Genomic DNA, 15,159 nt, shown 5'->3' with positions numbered 1-15,159 from the left:
GCTGCCGTACGGATTCTGACCTTGGAGGATGTCGCACATGGACGACAAGACCACCGCCACCCGCCCGGCCCGGCGTCGCCTGGCGGCCGCCGCCCTGCTGCTCTCGGTCACGGCGGCGGTCAGCGCCTGCGGCGGCAGCAGCGGGACGAAGACCGTGGCGAGCTCGGCGAACTCCGCCGGTGCGTCGTCCTCCGCCTCGGCCGCTGCGTCCGCCTCCGCCTCCGCCTCGGGCAGCGCCTCCGCCTCGCCTTCGGGTGCGGCCTCGACCGGCGGCAGCTCCGACTCCGCGAGCACCCCGGGCGCGGCCGGCAGCTCGACGCCCGCCGGCGGTGGCAACCCGCCCGCCACCTCGGCCCCGCTGAAGCCGACCACCGCCCCGCCGGCCGGGGCCACCCCGCCCGACAACCCGAACGACGCCAAGGCGAACCTCAAGCCGCTCAGCTACCTGACCCAGAACAACCAGCTGACCGTCTTCTTCTTCGGCGGCACCTGCGACAAGTACGGCCTGAAGCTGAACGAGACCAAGCCCGGCCAGGTCGGCGTGGACGTGGTCATCACCGTGCCCGCCAAGGTGGGCCAGATGTGCCCCGCGCTGGTCAAGCGCCAGTCCGTGACGGCCGACCTGTCGCAGCCGCTGCAGGGTCGCACCGTGATCAACCTGCGGGACGGCTCGGACGTGCCGCTGGAGTCGGTGCCCAACGGCGGCCCGGTCAGCGCCGACAACTGAGCCAGTCGCCACACACGTGCGCGCATGACGACGGCGGCGGCCCCCCGGAGTGGTTCCGGGGGGCCGCCGCCGTCGGAGCGAGGCGCAGTCGGCCTTGGGCCGACCGGTCTTAGCTGAACGAGTCGCCGCAGGCGCAGGAGCCGGTGGCGTTCGGGTTGTCGATCGTGAAGCCCTGCTTCTCGATGGTGTCGACGAAGTCGACCGTGGCACCGCCGAGGTACGGGGCGCTCATCCGGTCGGTGACGACCTTGACGCCGTTGAAGTCCTTGACGACGTCGCCATCGAGCGAGCGCTCGTCGAAGAAGAGCTGGTAGCGCAGGCCCGAGCAGCCACCGGGCTGCACGGCGACGCGCAGCGCGAGGTCGTCGCGGCCCTCCTGATCCAGCAGGCCCTTCACCTTGGCCGCGGCCGCGTCGGTAAGGAGCAGACCACTCTCGACGGTGGTCTCGTCCTGGACGGTCATCTGCTTACTCCCGGTCTGTGACGACATACTGCCGCAAGTGCCAACCAGCGGCCGCCCGGTTTGATTCCGGGCAGTGGATCCACTGTGGTGAATCCTGGGCTCGGGCGCTGACCCGCTCCCTGTCCGTCCATGCTCGCACACCGCGGCGGAAGCGGTAACCGGCTGATCGGTGGGCCGGCCCGTGCTTCTGATCACGAAAATCGGGCCCACGCGGCCGGCTGAGCGGCCAGGATGGACGGATGATTCTGCGTCAGGTCCGAGACAGCCCAGCCGATGCCGAAGCCGTCCGGGAGATATCGGCGGCCGCTTTCAGCGCCCTCACCCCGGGTTCCGGCCGGCTGCCGACCGAGCGGGAGAACATCTTCCAGCTGGCCCGGACCCGGCACCTGGCCGGCACCGACCCGCAGGGCTGCTGGCTGGCGGTGCAGGACGGCCAGCCGGTCGGCTTCGCGCTGTCGGCGCGTCGCGAGGGCGTCTGGATCCTGTCGCTCACCGCGGTGCTGCCGCAGTACCAGGGCAAGGGGGTCGGCCGGCTGCTGCTGGACCGGGCCGCCGAGCACGGGCGCGGCTGCCTGCGCGGGATGATGACCGTGTCGATCGACCCGGCCGCCGCCCGCCGCTACCGCAAGGCCGGGTTCACCCTGTACCCGACCATGCGGCTGTCCGGGCCGGTGGACCGCTCCGGCCTGCTGGACAGCGGGGACATCCCGGTGCACCCGGGCAACGCCGGCCACCTGCACCTGCTGGACTCGGTGGACCGCCGGCTGCGCGGCGCCGCGCACGGGGTGGACCACGAGCTGATGCTGGCCCACTACGACGAGCTGCTGGTGGTGGACACGCTGGCCGGCAGCGGGTACTGCTACCGCGACGCCGGCACGGTCAAGCTGCTGGCCGCCACCTCCAAGCGCCTCGCGGTGCGGTTGCTGCGCGAGGCGCTGGCCCGGGTGCCCGAGGGCGCCGACGCCAAGGTGGAGTGGCTCACCGCCGAGCAGGAGTGGGCGGTGGACGTCGGCCTGGAACTGGGGCTGACCCTGGAGAACCGCGGCTACCTCGCGCTGCGCGGGCTGCGGCCGCCGGTGGCGTACCTGCCGAGCGGGGGTCTGCTGTAGGGCGAGGGCCGGTCAGACCATGGTGTCCAGGATCTCGCGGACCATCTCCATGGTGGTCCCCGGGTGCAGGAAGGCGAACCGGGCCACCGTCTCGCCGTCCCAGCCGGTCGGGGTGACGAAGCCGATCTGGTCCGCGAGCAGCTGCCGCGACCAGGCGTAGTACTGCTCCTCGGTCCAGCCGACCCGGCGGAAGCAGACCGCGGAGAGCTGCGGGTCGTGCAGCAGCTCCAGGTGCTCGCTCTCGCGGATCAGGTGGGCGGTGTCCCGGGCGAGCTCGAGACCGGCCTCGATCGCGTCGGTGTAGGCCTGGGTGCCGTGCACCGCGAGCGAGAACCAGAGCGGCAGGCCGCGGGCCCGGCGGGTCAGGTGGTAGGCGTAGTCGGTGGGGTTCCACTCGTCGCCCTCGTGGTGCAGCACGTCCAGGTAGCCGGCGTCCTGGGTGTGCACGGCCTTGGCCAGCCGCGGCTCGCGGTAGATCAGCGCGGCGCAGTCGAAGGGCGCGAAGAGCCACTTGTGCGGGTCGACCACGAAGGAGTCGGCGTGCTCGATGCCGTTGTAGCGCTCGCGCACCGAGGGGGCGAACAGGCCCGCGCCGCCGTAGGCGCCGTCCACGTGGAACCAGATGCCGCGCTCGCGGGTGACCTCGGACAGGCCCTGGAGGTCGTCGACGATGCCCTCGTTGGTGGTGCCGGCGGTGCCGACCACGGCGATCACGGTCTCGGGGTTGGGGTCGGCGGCCAGGGCCGCGCGCAGCGCCTCGCCGGTGAAGCGGCGGTCGACGGTGGGGACCTTGAAGGCCTCCACGCCGATGATGTTGAAGGTGTTCTTGACCGAGGAGTGCACCTGGTCGGCCACCGCGATCCGCAGCCGGGCCTCGGGCCCGACGCCAAGCCTGCGGCGGGCCACGTCGCGCGCGACCACCAGGGCGGAGAGGTTGCCCGCCGAGCCGCCGGAGACGAAGGTGCCGCCGGCCGTCTCGGGCAGCCCGGCCCGGTCGGCTATCAGGCGCAGCACCTGGTTCTCGGCGGCGATCGCTCCGGCCGCCTCCAGCCAGGAGATGCCCTGCAGCGAGGCGCAGGAGACCACCATGTCGAAGAGCAGTGCGGCCTTGGTCGGCGCGCAGGGGATGAAGGACAGGTAGCGCGGGCTGTCGGCGGAGATCACCGCGCGGGACAGCTCGTGGTCGTAGAGCTTGAGCACGTCGGCCGGGGCGTTGCCGTGCTCGTTCAGCAGGCCGGCCAGGTGGGCCCGGAGCTGCTCGCCGTCCCCGGGGTGGTCCAGGGGCACCGGGTCGTACTGGAGCCGGTCGCGCATGTAGCCGAAGACCAGGTCGACCAGCTCGTTGTCCGGCTGGTGCATGCGGTGCGGGGCGGTGGTCACTGGGTGCTCCTTCGGCTGTCCAACTGCATGATCAGCCTAGGCAGCGGGGGCTTTCGTCCGCGCGTCCGAATGCGCCGGTCCGGGCCGGTTTCGAGCGTGTTCGGCGGGTGGGGCGCAGGAATCCTGCGTCGGCCCGCACGGGCCGTGCACCGGCGGGGCCCTAGCCGATCAGCCGGGAGAGCACCACCGAGCTGCGGCTGCGCTGGACGCCTGGTTCCTTGCGGATACGTTCAATCACGGCCTCCAGATGGCGGGTGTCGGCGGCCTGCAGGTGGACCAGCGCGTCCGGGTCGCCGGTGACCGTCCAGGCGGCCACCACCTCGGGGAACTGCCGCAGGCTGGCCAGGATCTCCTCGGGCGCGGTCCGTTCCCGGCAGTAGACCTCGACGAAGGCCTCGGTCTGCCAGCCGAGCAGCTCGGGGTCGAGCACCACGGTGAAGCCGCGCACCACGCCGCGGGCCCGCAGCCGGTCGATCCGCCGGCGCACGGCGGTGGCGGAGAGGTTGGCCAGCAGGCCGATCTCGGCGTACGAGGCCCGTCCGTCGCGGCCCAGATGGGCCAGCAGCAGCCGGTCGGTCTCGTCCAGGGAAACCCCACCCGCATCGGGAGTTCTGTTGGTGCCCATCGGTGCGAGGTCTCCACGGTTCGGATTGCGGACGCTTTCAGCGCTCCCATTCTCTCGAACCGCGTTGATCAGTCCATTGTCCGGAACGGACGGTCCGACGAAGGCCCAGGTGACGTAGCGTCCAGCCGATCGCGTCACATCGACGCGATGTCCATCGTCAGAGTGACGCGAACGGGTTATCATAGATAGCGTCAGATAGACGAGAAGGCTGGGAGCGTCCGGCCGCACAGGAGGGCACCCGCCCGTGACCACCACCCTTGACACCACGTTCGCCGAGCCGACCCAGACGCCGCTTGCCCTGCTGCTGCTCGGCCGCAACGCCGACCCGAACAGCGAGCGCGGGGTCGAGTGCCCCGGCGACCTGCCGCCTGCCTCCGACCCCGACCTGGTCGAGCGCGCCCGCGCCGCCAAGGCCGCGCTCGGCGACCGGGTCTTCATCCTGGGGCACCACTACCAGCGCGACGAGGTGATCGAGTTCGCCGACGTCACGGGCGACTCCTTCAAGCTCGCCCGGGACGCGGCGGCCCGCCCGGAGGCCGAGTACATCGTCTTCTGCGGCGTGCACTTCATGGCCGAGTCCGCCGACATCCTCACCAGCGCGGCCCAGCAGGTGATCCTCCCCGACCTGGCGGCCGGCTGCTCGATGGCCGACATGGCCACCGCCGAGCAGGTCGCCGAGTGCTGGGACGTGCTGACCGAGGCCGGCATAGCCGAGGAGACCGTCCCGGTCTCGTACATGAACTCCTCCGCCGACATCAAGGCCTTCACCGGCAAGCACGGCGGCACCATCTGCACCTCGTCCAACGCCAAGCGGGCCCTCGAGTGGGCCTTCGAGCAGGGCCAGAAGGTGCTCTTCCTGCCCGACCAGCACCTGGGCCGCAACACCGCGGTGCGGGACATGGGCTTCTCGCTCGACGACTGCGTGCTCTACAACCCGCACAAGCCGAACGGCGGCCTGACCGTCGAGCAGCTGCGGAACGCCAAGATGATCCTCTGGCGCGGGCACTGCTCGGTGCACGGCCGCTTCACCGTGGACTCGGTCAACGAGGTCCGCGAGCGGATCCCCGGCGTCAACGTGCTGGTGCACCCCGAGTGCAAGCACGAGGTGGTCGCCGCCGCCGACCAGGTCGGTTCGACCGAGTACATCATCAAGGCCCTGGAGGCCGCCGAGCCCGGCTCCAAGTGGGCCATCGGCACCGAGCTCAACCTGGTCCGCCGGCTCGCCAAGGCGCACCCGGACAAGGAGATCGTCTTCCTGGACCGCTCGGTCTGCTTCTGCTCGACCATGAACCGGATCGACCTGCCGCACCTGGTCTGGGCGCTGGAGTCGCTGGTCGAGGGCCGGGTGCCGAACGTGATCACGGTCGACCCGGAGACCGAGAAGTACGCCAAGGCCGCGCTGGACCGGATGCTGGCGCTGCCGTAGTCCCGGCCGTACGCGAGAGGGCGGCACCCCGACCGGGGTGCCGCCCTCTCGTATGTCCGCCGACCTACTCCGGGATCCCCGGAATCAGCCCGTCGCCCTCAGTCCGCAGCAGCTGCCGGACGTCCTCGATGGTCGCGCCGTCCTGCGGCAGGATCGAGTCCGACGGACCGAGGTAGTCGTCGGCCACCGGGGCGCCGACCTCACGCACCGCACCGAGCAGCTTGCCCAGGGTGCCGCGGAAGGCCGTCTCGTCCCCCGAATCCAGTGCGGCGAGCAGCTCGTCGTCGAGCTGGTTCAGCCGGTTCAGGTGCTCGTCCGCCACCTCGAACTGGCCCTCACCCATGATCCGCATGATCATGCCGGTGTATCTCCCTGCTGTCGAGACGGGGGGGTTACTTCTGGTAGTTGATGGTGGGCGGCGGGGTGTCCTGCTGGCCCCCCTGGCCACCCTGGTGCTGCTGCGCGGCGCCGCCGTTGCCCTGCTCGATCGCGGCCGGGCCGGACCCGCCACCGCCGAGCTCGGCCTTCATCCGAGCCAGCTCCAGCTCGACGTCGCTGCCGCCGGCCACCCGCTCCAGCTCGGCCTCGATGTCGTCCTTGCGGCCGAGCCCGCTGTTGTCGTCGAGCGCGCCGGAGGCCAGCAGCTCGTCGATCGCACCGGCCCGGGCCTGCATCTGCGCGGTCTTGTCCTCGGCCCGCTGGATCGCCAGGCCGACGTCGCCCATCTCCTCCGAGATCCCGGAGAAGGACTCGGCGATCCGGGTCTGCGCCTGGGCAGCCGTGTAGGTGGCCTTGATGGTCTCCTTCTTGGTGCGGAAGGCGTCCACCTTGGCCTGCAGGCGCTGGGAGGCGAGCGTGAGCTTCTCCTCCTCGGCCTGCAGCTGCTGGTACTGCACCTGCAGATCGTTGATCTGGGACTGCATCGCCGACTTACGGGTCAGCGCCTCGCGGGCCAGGTCCTCACGGCCGAGCGAGAGCGCCTTGCGGCCCTGGTCCTCGTACTTCGCGGACTGCTGCTGGAGCTGGGTCAGCTGGAGCTCCAGGCGCTTGCGCGAGGTGGCGACGTCCGCCACGCCCCTGCGCACCTTCTGCAGCAGTTCGAGCTGCTTCTGGTACGAGTAGTCGAGCGTCTCGCGCGGGTCCTCCGCCCGGTCCAGGGCCTTGTTCGCCTTGGACCGGAAGATCAGCCCCATACGCTTCATGATTCCGTCGCTCATGGGCCTCGGGTGCCCCCTTCTACCGGGCTGTGGTTGCTATCTCGTACCGAAATCTACTGCGAGTGTATGGGTAGCGAGGCCCTCACCGCAGTACACCTACCTGCAACAAGACTGCTACGACCACACCCGTTCCTGCCTCATCCCACGGGTGGATCCGCAGGCCCTTCCCCTGACAGGGCCGAACCCCGGCAGAACCGGGGGACGCGGCATTGTGCGGCCAGCACGTACGCTTGTCATGTGTTCCGACGCCGTTCAGATGAAGCGCCCTCCTCCGCCACCGCGCTGGCCGAGCAGGATGACGCAGCCAGTAACGCCCGCGACCCGCAGGCCAAGAAGGGCCGCCCGACGCCCAAGCGCAGCGAGGCAGAGGCCCACCGACGGACCAGGGTGACCGTGCCCAAGGACCGCAAGGAGGCCGCCAAGCAGTCGCGCGAGCGGATGCGCGCCGAGCGCGAGAAGCAGCGGATGGCACTGCTCAACGGTGACGAGCGGGCGCTGCCCGCACGTGACAAGGGCCCGGTGCGCCGCTTCACCCGCGACTACATGGACTCGCGCTGGTCGCTGGCCGAGTTCTTCCTGCCGTTCGCGGTGGTGATCCTGGTGCTCAGCGTGGTCCGGGTGCAGACCCTGCAGCTGCTCTCCACGGTGCTCTTCCTGCTCTTCTTCGTGCTGGTCGTGATCGACTTCCTGCGCCTGGGGCTGGGCCTGCGCAAGGCCCTCGCCAACCGGTTCCCGAACGAGAACCTGCGCGGCGCGGTCGGCTACGGCCTGATGCGCAACCTGCAGATGCGCCGACTGCGGCTGCCCAAGCCGCAGGTGAAGCGGGGCGAGCACCCCTGACCGCGGATCCGCTGCCGTACGACTGGGCCCCCGCCGCGCCGGGACCCGGTCTGTACGCGCTGCCCGGCCAGGCCGGTGGCCAACACGACCGCGGCCACGGCTACGACCGCGCCACCGGGTACGACTACGGTCACCACGGCCTGCCCGCCCGCAGCGGCTCCTTCGCCGGCGGCGCCGGGGCCTGGCTGGAGCGGCAGGGCGGCCTGCACAACCTGGTCCGCCAGGAGATGGTCAGCCGCCAGCTGACCGAGCGGATCACCGCGCACTTCGGCGAGCGGGCCACCACGGCCCCACTGCGGGTCCTGGACGTCGGCTGCGGCCAGGCCACCCAGGCGGTCCGGCTGGCCCGGGCCGGCCACCTGATCACCGGTCTGGACTCCGACCCGGTCACCCTGGGCGCCGCACAGGCCGTGCTGGCCGCCGAGCCGCCGCAGGTGCGCGAGCGGGTCCGGCTGCTGAGCGGGGACGGACACCACTGCGGCCGCTGGTTCGGCCCGGGCAGCTTCGACGTGGTGCTCTGCCACGGCGTGCTGATGTACCTGCCCGACCCGGACCCCCTGATCGCCTCGCTGGCCCGGATGCTGGCCCCCGGCGGGCTGCTCTCGCTGCTGGCTCGCAACCGGGACGCGCTGGCCATGCGGGCCGGGCTGAGCGGCGACTGGCGGGCGGCGCTGCAGGCCTTCGACTCCGACCACTACGCCAACCGCCTGGGCCTGACCGCCCGCGCCGACCGGCTGGCCGACCTGGCCACCACCCTGCGCGAGGTCTCGGTACCGCTGCAGGCCTGGTACGGCGTGCGGGTCTTCACCGACGCCATGCCGGACCACGCCGCGCCGGTGGACGGCCGCCAGCTCGGCCAGCTGCTCGACGCCGAGGACCGGGCCGGCCGCGAGGACCCGTACCGTCAGGTGGCCGCACTGCTGCACCTGGTGGGGACCAAGTAACGACGGTGTCCGGGTACCGACGGTGTCCGAGCAACGACGGTGTCCGGCCGCGTGCGGACCGGCTCAGGACTCGTGCAGGCTCATCGGGTAGATCACCTGCTCGTCCTCGAGCAGCACCACCTTGTCGACGCCCTCCTCCAGCAGGCGCTTCCACTCCTCGCCGATCCATGACTCGGCGTCACCCTGGCTGGAGAACTCCTCGACCCCGCCCTCCGGCGTGATCACCGTTCCGTCGGCCGCCTCATACCGCCACGTCCACACCATGCGAACTCCTCTCCTAGGCTGGCAGGCTGCCCGCCGTGCCGTCGCTCAACCCTGGTAAGCATCGCTCAACCCGGGTGAGCCAGGATGGAGCGTATGGCACGCACCCTGATCCTCGGCGGCGCGCGGTCCGGCAAGTCCACCCGGGCCGAACAGCTGCTGCTCGCACATCCCGACGTCCTCTACGTGGCCACCGGTGGCACCCGGGAGGGGGACGTCGAGTGGGCGCAGCGGGTGGCGCTGCACCGCGAACGGCGCCCGGCCGGGTGGCGCACCGCCGAGACGGTCGAGCTGGACCGGATCCTGGCCGACCGCGAGGACCCGGCGCCGGTGCTGGTCGACTGCCTGGGCCTGTGGCTGACCGCGGTGATGGACCGGGCGAACGCCTGGGACGACGGCAACTGGGCCCGCTTCTCCGAGGCCGCCGTGACCAAGCGCTGCACCGAGCTGGCCGAGGCGGTCCGACTGACCCACCGTCAGGTGGTGCTGGTCAGCAACGAGGTCGGGATGGGCGTGGTGCCGGCCACCGCCGCCGGTCGACGGTTCCGGGACACCCTGGGCCGACTGAACATGGCGGTCGCCGAGGCCGCGGACCGGGTGCTGCTGGTGGTGGCCGGTCAGGTGCTGGCCATCAAGGACGCGGCGCCGACCGACGCAGTACCGGTGAACGACGCAGTACCGGTGAACGACGCAGTACCGGTGAACGACGCCGTGCCACGGACACCGTGACCCCCGATTGGTAAGGTTCCCCGCGATGGACACCACCGTGGATCTCGATACCTTCGCCTCGCTCGTCGAGCGCCCCGACGACGCCGCCCGGCGCGCGGCCGAGGAACGCTGGCTCGCCCTGGACCAGCCGCGCGGCGGCCTCGGGCAGTTGGAGGAGCTGGGCAACTGGCTGGCCTCGGTCCAGGGGGCCACCCCGGTCCGGGCGATCACCGCGCCCAAGGTGCTGCTCTTCGCCGGCGACCACGGCATCGCCTCGCTCGGCGTCTCCAAGCTCCCCGCCGAGGGCGGCACCGCCCGCCGGGTGCACGCGGTGCTGGACGGCAGCGCTCCGGTGGCCAAGCTGGCCCGCCGGTTCGGCGCCGAGGTGCGGGTGGTGGACCTGGCGGTCGACGCCCCCGAGGCGGAGTTCCCCGAGGAGGTCACCCGGCAGCGGGTGCGCCGCGGCTCCGGCCGGATCGACCTGGAGAACGCGGTCAGTGCGGCCGAGGCCGCGCAGGCCTTCGCGATCGGCATGGCGATCGCCGACGAGGAGGCCGAGCTCGGCACCGACCTGGTGGTCCTGGGCGACCTCGGGGTCGGCTCGACCACGGTTGCCGCGGTGCTGATCGGCGCGCTCTGCGGGACCGACGCGGCCGCGGTCTGCGGGCGCGGCTCGGGCATCGACGACAAGGTGTGGATGGTCAAGTGCGCCGCCGTCCGCGACTCGCTGCGCCGGGCCCGTCCGGTGCTCGGCGACCAGCTGGCGCTGCTCGCGGCCACCGGCGGCGCCGACTTCGCCGCGATCACCGGCTTCCTGCTGCAGGCCGCGGTGCGCCGCCTGCCGGTGGTGCTGGACGGCGTGGTCTCGGCCGCCTGTGCGCTGGTGGCGCAGCGGATCTCGTTCCGCGCGCCCGAGTGGTGGCGGGCCGGTTCGCTGACCGGTGAGCCCGCGCTGGCCAAGGCCTACGACCGGCTGACCCTGACCCCGCTGCACGACCAGAAGATCACCATGGGCGAGGGTGTCGGCGCGCTGCTGGCGCTGCCGCTGCTGCAGGCCGCCTCGGACGCGCTGGCCGAGGAGGCGTTCGTCCCGTCCGCCCCGGCCGCGCCCCGCGAGCCGGCGAAGCTGCCGACGGCGGCCGAACTGCTGGGCCAGCTCTGAAGGCTCACGGCCTGCGGTTCGCCTTCGGCACCCTGTCGGTGCTGCCGGTACGGGTGGAGCGCTGGGACCGTCCCTCGGCCGGGCGCGCGATGCTCGCCGCGCCGCTGGTCGGCGCGGTGCTCGGCGCACTGGCCGGCGGGCTCGGCGCGCTGCTCGCCTGGCGCGGCTCGGCGCTGCTCGGCGCGGTGGCCGCCGTCGCCGCACTGGCGGTGCTCACCCGGGGCCTGCACCTGGACGGGCTGGCCGACGTGGCCGACGGCCTGGGCAGCGGCAAGCCCGCCGAGGACGCGCTGCGCATCATGAAGCAGTCCGACATCGGGCCGTTCGGCGTGCTGACGCTGGTTCTCGTGCTGTTCGCTCAGGTGGCCTGCCTGGCGGGTCAGTTCGCCCACTCCCCCGCGCGCGGCGCGCTCGCCGTGCTGACCGCCGCGGTGGCCGGTCGGTGCGCGCTCGGCTGGGGCTGCCTGCGCTCGGTGCCGCCCGCGCGTCCCGGTGGGCTGGGCGCGATGGTGGCCGCCACCGTCGCCCCGGCGCAGGCGCTCGCCGTCACCGCCCTCGGGGCACTGCTCCTGACCGTCCTTCATCCGCGCTACGCACTCGCCCTGGTCCTCGGTCAGCTCGCCGCGGCGCTGCTGCTGCGCCGGTGCGTGCAGCGGTTCGACGGGATCACCGGTGACGTGCTCGGCGCCCTGGTGGAGACGTCGGCCACCGGTGCCCTGGTGTGCCTGGCGCTCTGGGCCTGATCCCAGGGGACACACCATCCCACTATGCGGACTACCATGCGGGGAGCACCGTAGCCCTGCGCCGTCACGGCGGAGCATGCTGGGGCTGTAGCCATGCCGCACATCCGGCCGTGGACCGCGAAAGAACAGGACGCATTTACGTGACTGCATTGTCTGTGAGCACCTCCTCCGCCGCCGCGCTGCGCGCGGATGCCCTGGTGATCGGTGTGGCGAAGGGTCCCAAGGGCCTGGTGGTGGCCTCCGGCGCCGAGGTGGTGACCGAGGCGTTCGACGGCAAGCTGGTCGAGATCCTCAGCACCCTGGGTGCCACCGGTGGCGAGGGCGAGACCACCAAGCTGCCGGCCCCCGCCGGGCTCAAGGCCGGCTACGTGCTGGCGGTCGGCCTCGGCGAGCTCGCCGAGGACGGCTTCGCCGCCGAGGCGCTGCGCCGGGCGGCGGGCGTGGCCGCCCGCACCCTGGCCGGTGCCAAGAAGGCCGGCCTGGCGCTGCCGGCCGAGTCCGCCGAGGAGGTCGAGGCGGTCGCGCTGGGCGGCCTGCTGGGCGCGTACGACTTCACCGCGTACCGCACCGCCGAGGGCGGCAAGGAGCCGGTCGGCGAGCTGACCGTGCTGACCACCCGCAAGGGCAGCAAGGACGCCAAGGCCGCGCTGGAGCGCGCCGGCGTGCTGGGCGAGGAGATGAACCGCGCCCGCGACCTGATCAACACCCCGCCGAACGACCTGTTCCCGAAGTCCTTCGCCGCGATCGTGCAGACCGCGGGCAAGGAGCACGGCCTCAAGGTCGAGGTGCTGGACGAGAAGGCGCTGGCCAAGGGCGGCTTCGGCGGCATCCTGGGCGTCGGCAACGGCTCGGAGAACAAGCCGCGGCTGGTGAAGGTGGCCTACACCCACCCGAAGGCCAAGGCCACCCTCGCCTTCGTCGGCAAGGGCATCACCTACGACTCGGGCGGCATCTCGCTCAAGCCGGCCGGCCACAACGAGACCATGAAGTGCGACATGTCCGGCGCCGCCGCCGTGTTCGCCGCCGTGGTCGCCGCCAAGCGGCTCGGCCTGCAGGTCAACGTCACCGGCTGGCTGGCGCTGGCCGAGAACATGCCGTCGGGCTCGGCCACCCGCCCCGGCGACGTGCTGAGGATGTACGGCGGCAAGACCGTCGAGGTGCTCAACACCGACGCCGAGGGCCGCCTGGTGCTGGCCGACGCGATCGTCCGGGCCGGCGAGGAGAAGCCGGACGCGATCGTGGACGTCGCGACCCTGACCGGCGCGATGGTGCTGGCGCTCGGCAACCGCACCTTCGGTGTGATGGCCGGCACCGACGCCTACCGCGAGAAGCTGCACGCGGTGGCGGAGCGCGCGGGCGAGCAGTCCTGGCCGATGCCGCTGCCGGCCGAGCTGCGCAAGGGCATGGACTCGCCGGTGGCCGACCTGGCCAACATGGGCGAGCGGATGGGTGGCGGCCTGGTGGCCGGCCTGTTCCTCAAGGAGTTCGTGGCGGACGGCATCGACTGGGCGCACCTGGACATCGCCGGCCCGGCCTTCCACGAGGGCGCGCCGTACGGCTACACCCCCAAGGGCGGCACCGGCAGCGCCGTGCGCACCCTGGTGCAGCTGGCGACGGAGACCGCGCAGGGCTGATCACCCGCTCTGCTCCACCCTGCTCGACTGGTTCCACCCTGCTCAACTGGCTCCACGCTGCTCGACCGACAGGGCCCGGTGTTTCGGCACCGGGCCCTGTTGACTTTCACACCGGGTTACCCATCGGTAGCGCGGGACGCCACTCACCTGCATGTTCGCCTCCGGCGAAACTTTGTTCCACAAAGTGGAATCAACGCCGGCGTCGATCGGCGCAGACCGGCCGAACAACGCGCCACCACGGCCTCTGACCTGCACAGACAGGGCCTTTGGAGGGTCGACCAAGCCCCGCCCACGGGTCGCCCGACCCCCCACAGGGTGGACCCGGCCTTCAGCTGCGGTGAACAAGTGCGAAGATGTATTTCCGGCACGACTGGGCGCCTCACAAGGGCATCCCGACAGCTGGACAACCAGACTGGCGGACCAGAACGGGCCCGGACGATCCACACCCATTGCATGGAGGACGTGACGTGGCGAACGACGCCAGCACCGTTTTCGACGTAGTCATTCTCGGAGGCGGAAGCGGCGGCTACGCCGCGGCGCTCCGCGCCGCTCAGCTGGGCCTGAGCGTGGCCCTGATCGAGAAGGGCGAGCTGGGCGGTACCTGCCTGCACCGGGGTTGCATCCCCACCAAGGCGCTGCTGCACGCCGCCGAGATCGCCGACGAGACCAAGGAAGCCGCCGAGTTCGGTGTGCTGGCGACCTTCCAGGGCATCGACATCAACGGCGTCCACAAGTACAAGGACGACGTGATCGCCGGCCTGTACAAGGGCCTGCAGGGCCTGGTCGCCTCGCGCAAGGTCGTCTTCATCCAGGGCGAGGGCCGGCTCTCCTCGGGCACCTCGGTGGACGTCAACGGCCAGCGCGTCGAGGGCCGCCACATCGTGCTGGCGACCGGCTCCGTGCCGAAGTCGCTGCCGGGCCTGACCATCGACGGCGACCGGGTCATCTCCTCCGACCACGCCCTCAAGCTCGACCGGATCCCGCAGTCGGCCGTCATCCTCGGCGGCGGCGTGATCGGTGTCGAGTTCGCCTCCGTCTGGAAGTCCTTCGGCGTCGACGTCACCATCGTCGAGGCGCTGCCGCACCTGGTTCCGCTGGAGGACGAGAACTCCTCCAAGCTGCTGGAGCGTGCCTTCCGCAAGCGTGGCATCAAGTTCGAGCTCAAGGCCCGCTTCTCGGGCGTGGAGTACACCGAGACCGGTGTCCGGGTCTCCACCGAGAACGGCAAGCAGATCGACGCCGACCTGCTGCTGGTCGCGATCGGCCGCGGCCCGGTCTCGCAGGGCCTGGGCTACGAGGAGGTCGGGGTCGCGATGGACCGCGGCTACGTCCTGGTCGACGAGTACATGCGCACCAACGTGCCCACCATCTCGGCCGTCGGTGACCTCGCCCCCACCCTGCAGCTGGCCCACGTCGGCTTCGCCGAGGGCATCCTGGTCGCCGAGCGGCTGGCCGGCCTGAAGGCCGTGCCGATCGACTACGACGGCGTGCCGCGGGTGACCTACTCCAACCCCGAGGTCGCCTCGGTCGGCATCTCCGAGGCCAAGGCCGTGGAGCTGTACGGCAAGGAGAAGGTCGTCACGCTCAAGTACAACCTGGCCGGCAACGGCAAGAGCAAGATCCTCAAGACCGCCGGCGAGATCAAGCTCGTCCAGGTCAAGGACGGTGCTGTGGTCGGCGTCCACATGGTCGGCGCCCGCATGGGTGAGCAGGTCGGCGAAGCCCAGCTCATCTACAACTGGGAGGCGCTGCCGGCCGAGGTCGCGCAGCTCATCCACGCGCACCCGACGCAGTCCGAGGCGCTCGGCGAGGCGCACCTCGCGCTGGCCGGCAAGCCGCTGCACGCGCACGACTGATCGCGCTCGCCCCACTCCCCTTTCCCACGTCCTGAACGCAAGACTTGATAGGAGTCGCTGAAAC

15 protein-coding genes and 1 pseudogene are annotated in these 15,159 nt (G+C 71.6%); 10 read left to right on the top strand and 6 right to left on the bottom strand.

Annotated features, from left to right (window positions below; genetic code table 11):
* Window positions 1–37: 37 nt before the first annotated feature.
* On the top strand, window positions 38–727 hold the full coding sequence (locus tag BR98_RS31255) for a hypothetical protein (protein WP_035850110.1): 690 nt from the start codon (window positions 38–40) through the stop codon (window positions 725–727).
* Window positions 728–836: 109 nt separating this feature from the next.
* On the opposite strand, the gene erpA is transcribed toward BR98_RS31255, so the two are convergent.
* Window positions 837–1,190 (bottom strand): iron-sulfur cluster insertion protein ErpA, encoded by a 354-nt coding sequence (erpA, locus tag BR98_RS31250; RefSeq protein ID WP_035850108.1) that lies wholly within the window; start codon window positions 1,188–1,190, stop codon window positions 837–839.
* 239 nt (window positions 1,191–1,429) lie between these two features.
* Here erpA and BR98_RS31245 point away from each other — a divergent pair, with 239 nt between their 5' ends.
* Window positions 1,430–2,299 (top strand): GNAT family N-acetyltransferase, encoded by an 870-nt coding sequence (locus BR98_RS31245; protein ID WP_035850106.1) that lies wholly within the window; start codon window positions 1,430–1,432, stop codon window positions 2,297–2,299.
* 12 nt (window positions 2,300–2,311) lie between these two features.
* Here BR98_RS31245 and BR98_RS31240 read toward each other — a convergent pair whose 3' ends face one another.
* Both BR98_RS31240 and BR98_RS31235 read right to left on the bottom strand, forming a co-directional pair.
* Window positions 2,312–3,679, bottom strand: coding sequence for a pyridoxal phosphate-dependent decarboxylase family protein (locus tag BR98_RS31240; protein ID WP_232247715.1), 1,368 nt, complete (start codon window positions 3,677–3,679; stop codon window positions 2,312–2,314).
* 160 nt (window positions 3,680–3,839) lie between these two features.
* Window positions 3,840–4,304 (bottom strand): Lrp/AsnC family transcriptional regulator, encoded by a 465-nt coding sequence (locus tag BR98_RS31235; RefSeq protein WP_035850104.1) that lies wholly within the window; start codon window positions 4,302–4,304, stop codon window positions 3,840–3,842.
* A 244-nt stretch (window positions 4,305–4,548) separates the two neighbouring features.
* On the opposite strand from BR98_RS31235, the gene nadA reads away from it, so the two are divergent.
* On the top strand, window positions 4,549–5,730 hold the full coding sequence (gene nadA, locus BR98_RS31230; protein WP_035850102.1) for a quinolinate synthase NadA: 1,182 nt from the start codon (window positions 4,549–4,551) through the stop codon (window positions 5,728–5,730).
* Window positions 5,731–5,794: 64 nt separating this feature from the next.
* Here nadA and pspAA read toward each other — a convergent pair whose 3' ends face one another.
* Together pspAA and BR98_RS31220 are read right to left on the bottom strand one after the other, a co-directional pair.
* Window positions 5,795–6,088 (bottom strand): PspA-associated protein PspAA, encoded by a 294-nt coding sequence (gene pspAA / locus BR98_RS31225; RefSeq protein WP_035850100.1) that lies wholly within the window; start codon window positions 6,086–6,088, stop codon window positions 5,795–5,797.
* Between the two features lie 34 nt (window positions 6,089–6,122).
* Window positions 6,123–6,932: a PspA/IM30 family protein gene (locus BR98_RS31220; RefSeq protein ID WP_063774867.1), complete on the bottom strand. Its 810-nt coding sequence runs from the start codon at window positions 6,930–6,932 to the stop codon at window positions 6,123–6,125.
* A gap of 252 nt (window positions 6,933–7,184) precedes the next feature.
* Between BR98_RS31220 and BR98_RS31215 the strand changes: the two genes are divergently transcribed.
* The gene (locus tag BR98_RS31215; protein WP_407639515.1) at window positions 7,185–7,787 is read left to right on the top strand and encodes a DUF3043 domain-containing protein; all 603 of its coding nucleotides are present in this window, start codon (window positions 7,185–7,187) and stop codon (window positions 7,785–7,787) included.
* Between the two features lie 227 nt (window positions 7,788–8,014).
* Complete coding sequence (locus tag BR98_RS31210) at window positions 8,015–8,731, top strand: class I SAM-dependent methyltransferase (protein WP_198042317.1); 717 nt, start codon at window positions 8,015–8,017, stop codon at window positions 8,729–8,731.
* A 63-nt stretch (window positions 8,732–8,794) separates the two neighbouring features.
* On the opposite strand, the gene BR98_RS31205 is transcribed toward BR98_RS31210, so the two are convergent.
* Window positions 8,795–8,995, bottom strand: coding sequence for a hypothetical protein (locus tag BR98_RS31205; RefSeq protein ID WP_035850094.1), 201 nt, complete (start codon window positions 8,993–8,995; stop codon window positions 8,795–8,797).
* A 99-nt stretch (window positions 8,996–9,094) separates the two neighbouring features.
* Here BR98_RS31205 and cobU point away from each other — a divergent pair.
* The 5 genes and pseudogenes from cobU to lpdA all read left to right on the top strand — a co-directional run.
* A pseudogene (cobU, locus tag BR98_RS31200) lies at window positions 9,095–9,628 on the top strand (bifunctional adenosylcobinamide kinase/adenosylcobinamide-phosphate guanylyltransferase); the annotation flags it as partial.
* 118 nt (window positions 9,629–9,746) lie between these two features.
* Complete coding sequence (locus tag BR98_RS31195; protein ID WP_035850092.1) at window positions 9,747–10,862, top strand: nicotinate-nucleotide--dimethylbenzimidazole phosphoribosyltransferase; 1,116 nt, start codon at window positions 9,747–9,749, stop codon at window positions 10,860–10,862.
* Window positions 10,859–11,605, top strand: a complete 747-nt coding sequence (locus BR98_RS31190; RefSeq protein WP_035850090.1) for an adenosylcobinamide-GDP ribazoletransferase — start codon at window positions 10,859–10,861, stop codon at window positions 11,603–11,605. The genes BR98_RS31195 and BR98_RS31190 overlap by 4 nt, the downstream gene beginning before the upstream one ends.
* A 140-nt stretch (window positions 11,606–11,745) precedes the next feature.
* Window positions 11,746–13,239: a leucyl aminopeptidase gene (locus tag BR98_RS31185; protein ID WP_035850088.1), complete on the top strand. Its 1,494-nt coding sequence runs from the start codon at window positions 11,746–11,748 to the stop codon at window positions 13,237–13,239.
* Between the two features lie 467 nt (window positions 13,240–13,706).
* The gene (lpdA, locus tag BR98_RS31180) at window positions 13,707–15,095 is read left to right on the top strand and encodes a dihydrolipoyl dehydrogenase (RefSeq protein WP_035850086.1); all 1,389 of its coding nucleotides are present in this window, start codon (window positions 13,707–13,709) and stop codon (window positions 15,093–15,095) included.
* The last annotated feature ends 64 nt before the right edge of the window (window positions 15,096–15,159 follow it).

The organism is Kitasatospora azatica KCTC 9699 (assembly GCF_000744785.1).
Taxonomy (GTDB): Bacteria; Actinomycetota; Actinomycetes; order Streptomycetales; family Streptomycetaceae; genus Kitasatospora; species Kitasatospora azatica.
Note: the sequence above shows the minus strand (reverse complement) of the source record. Positions and strands in the feature narration are given on the sequence as shown.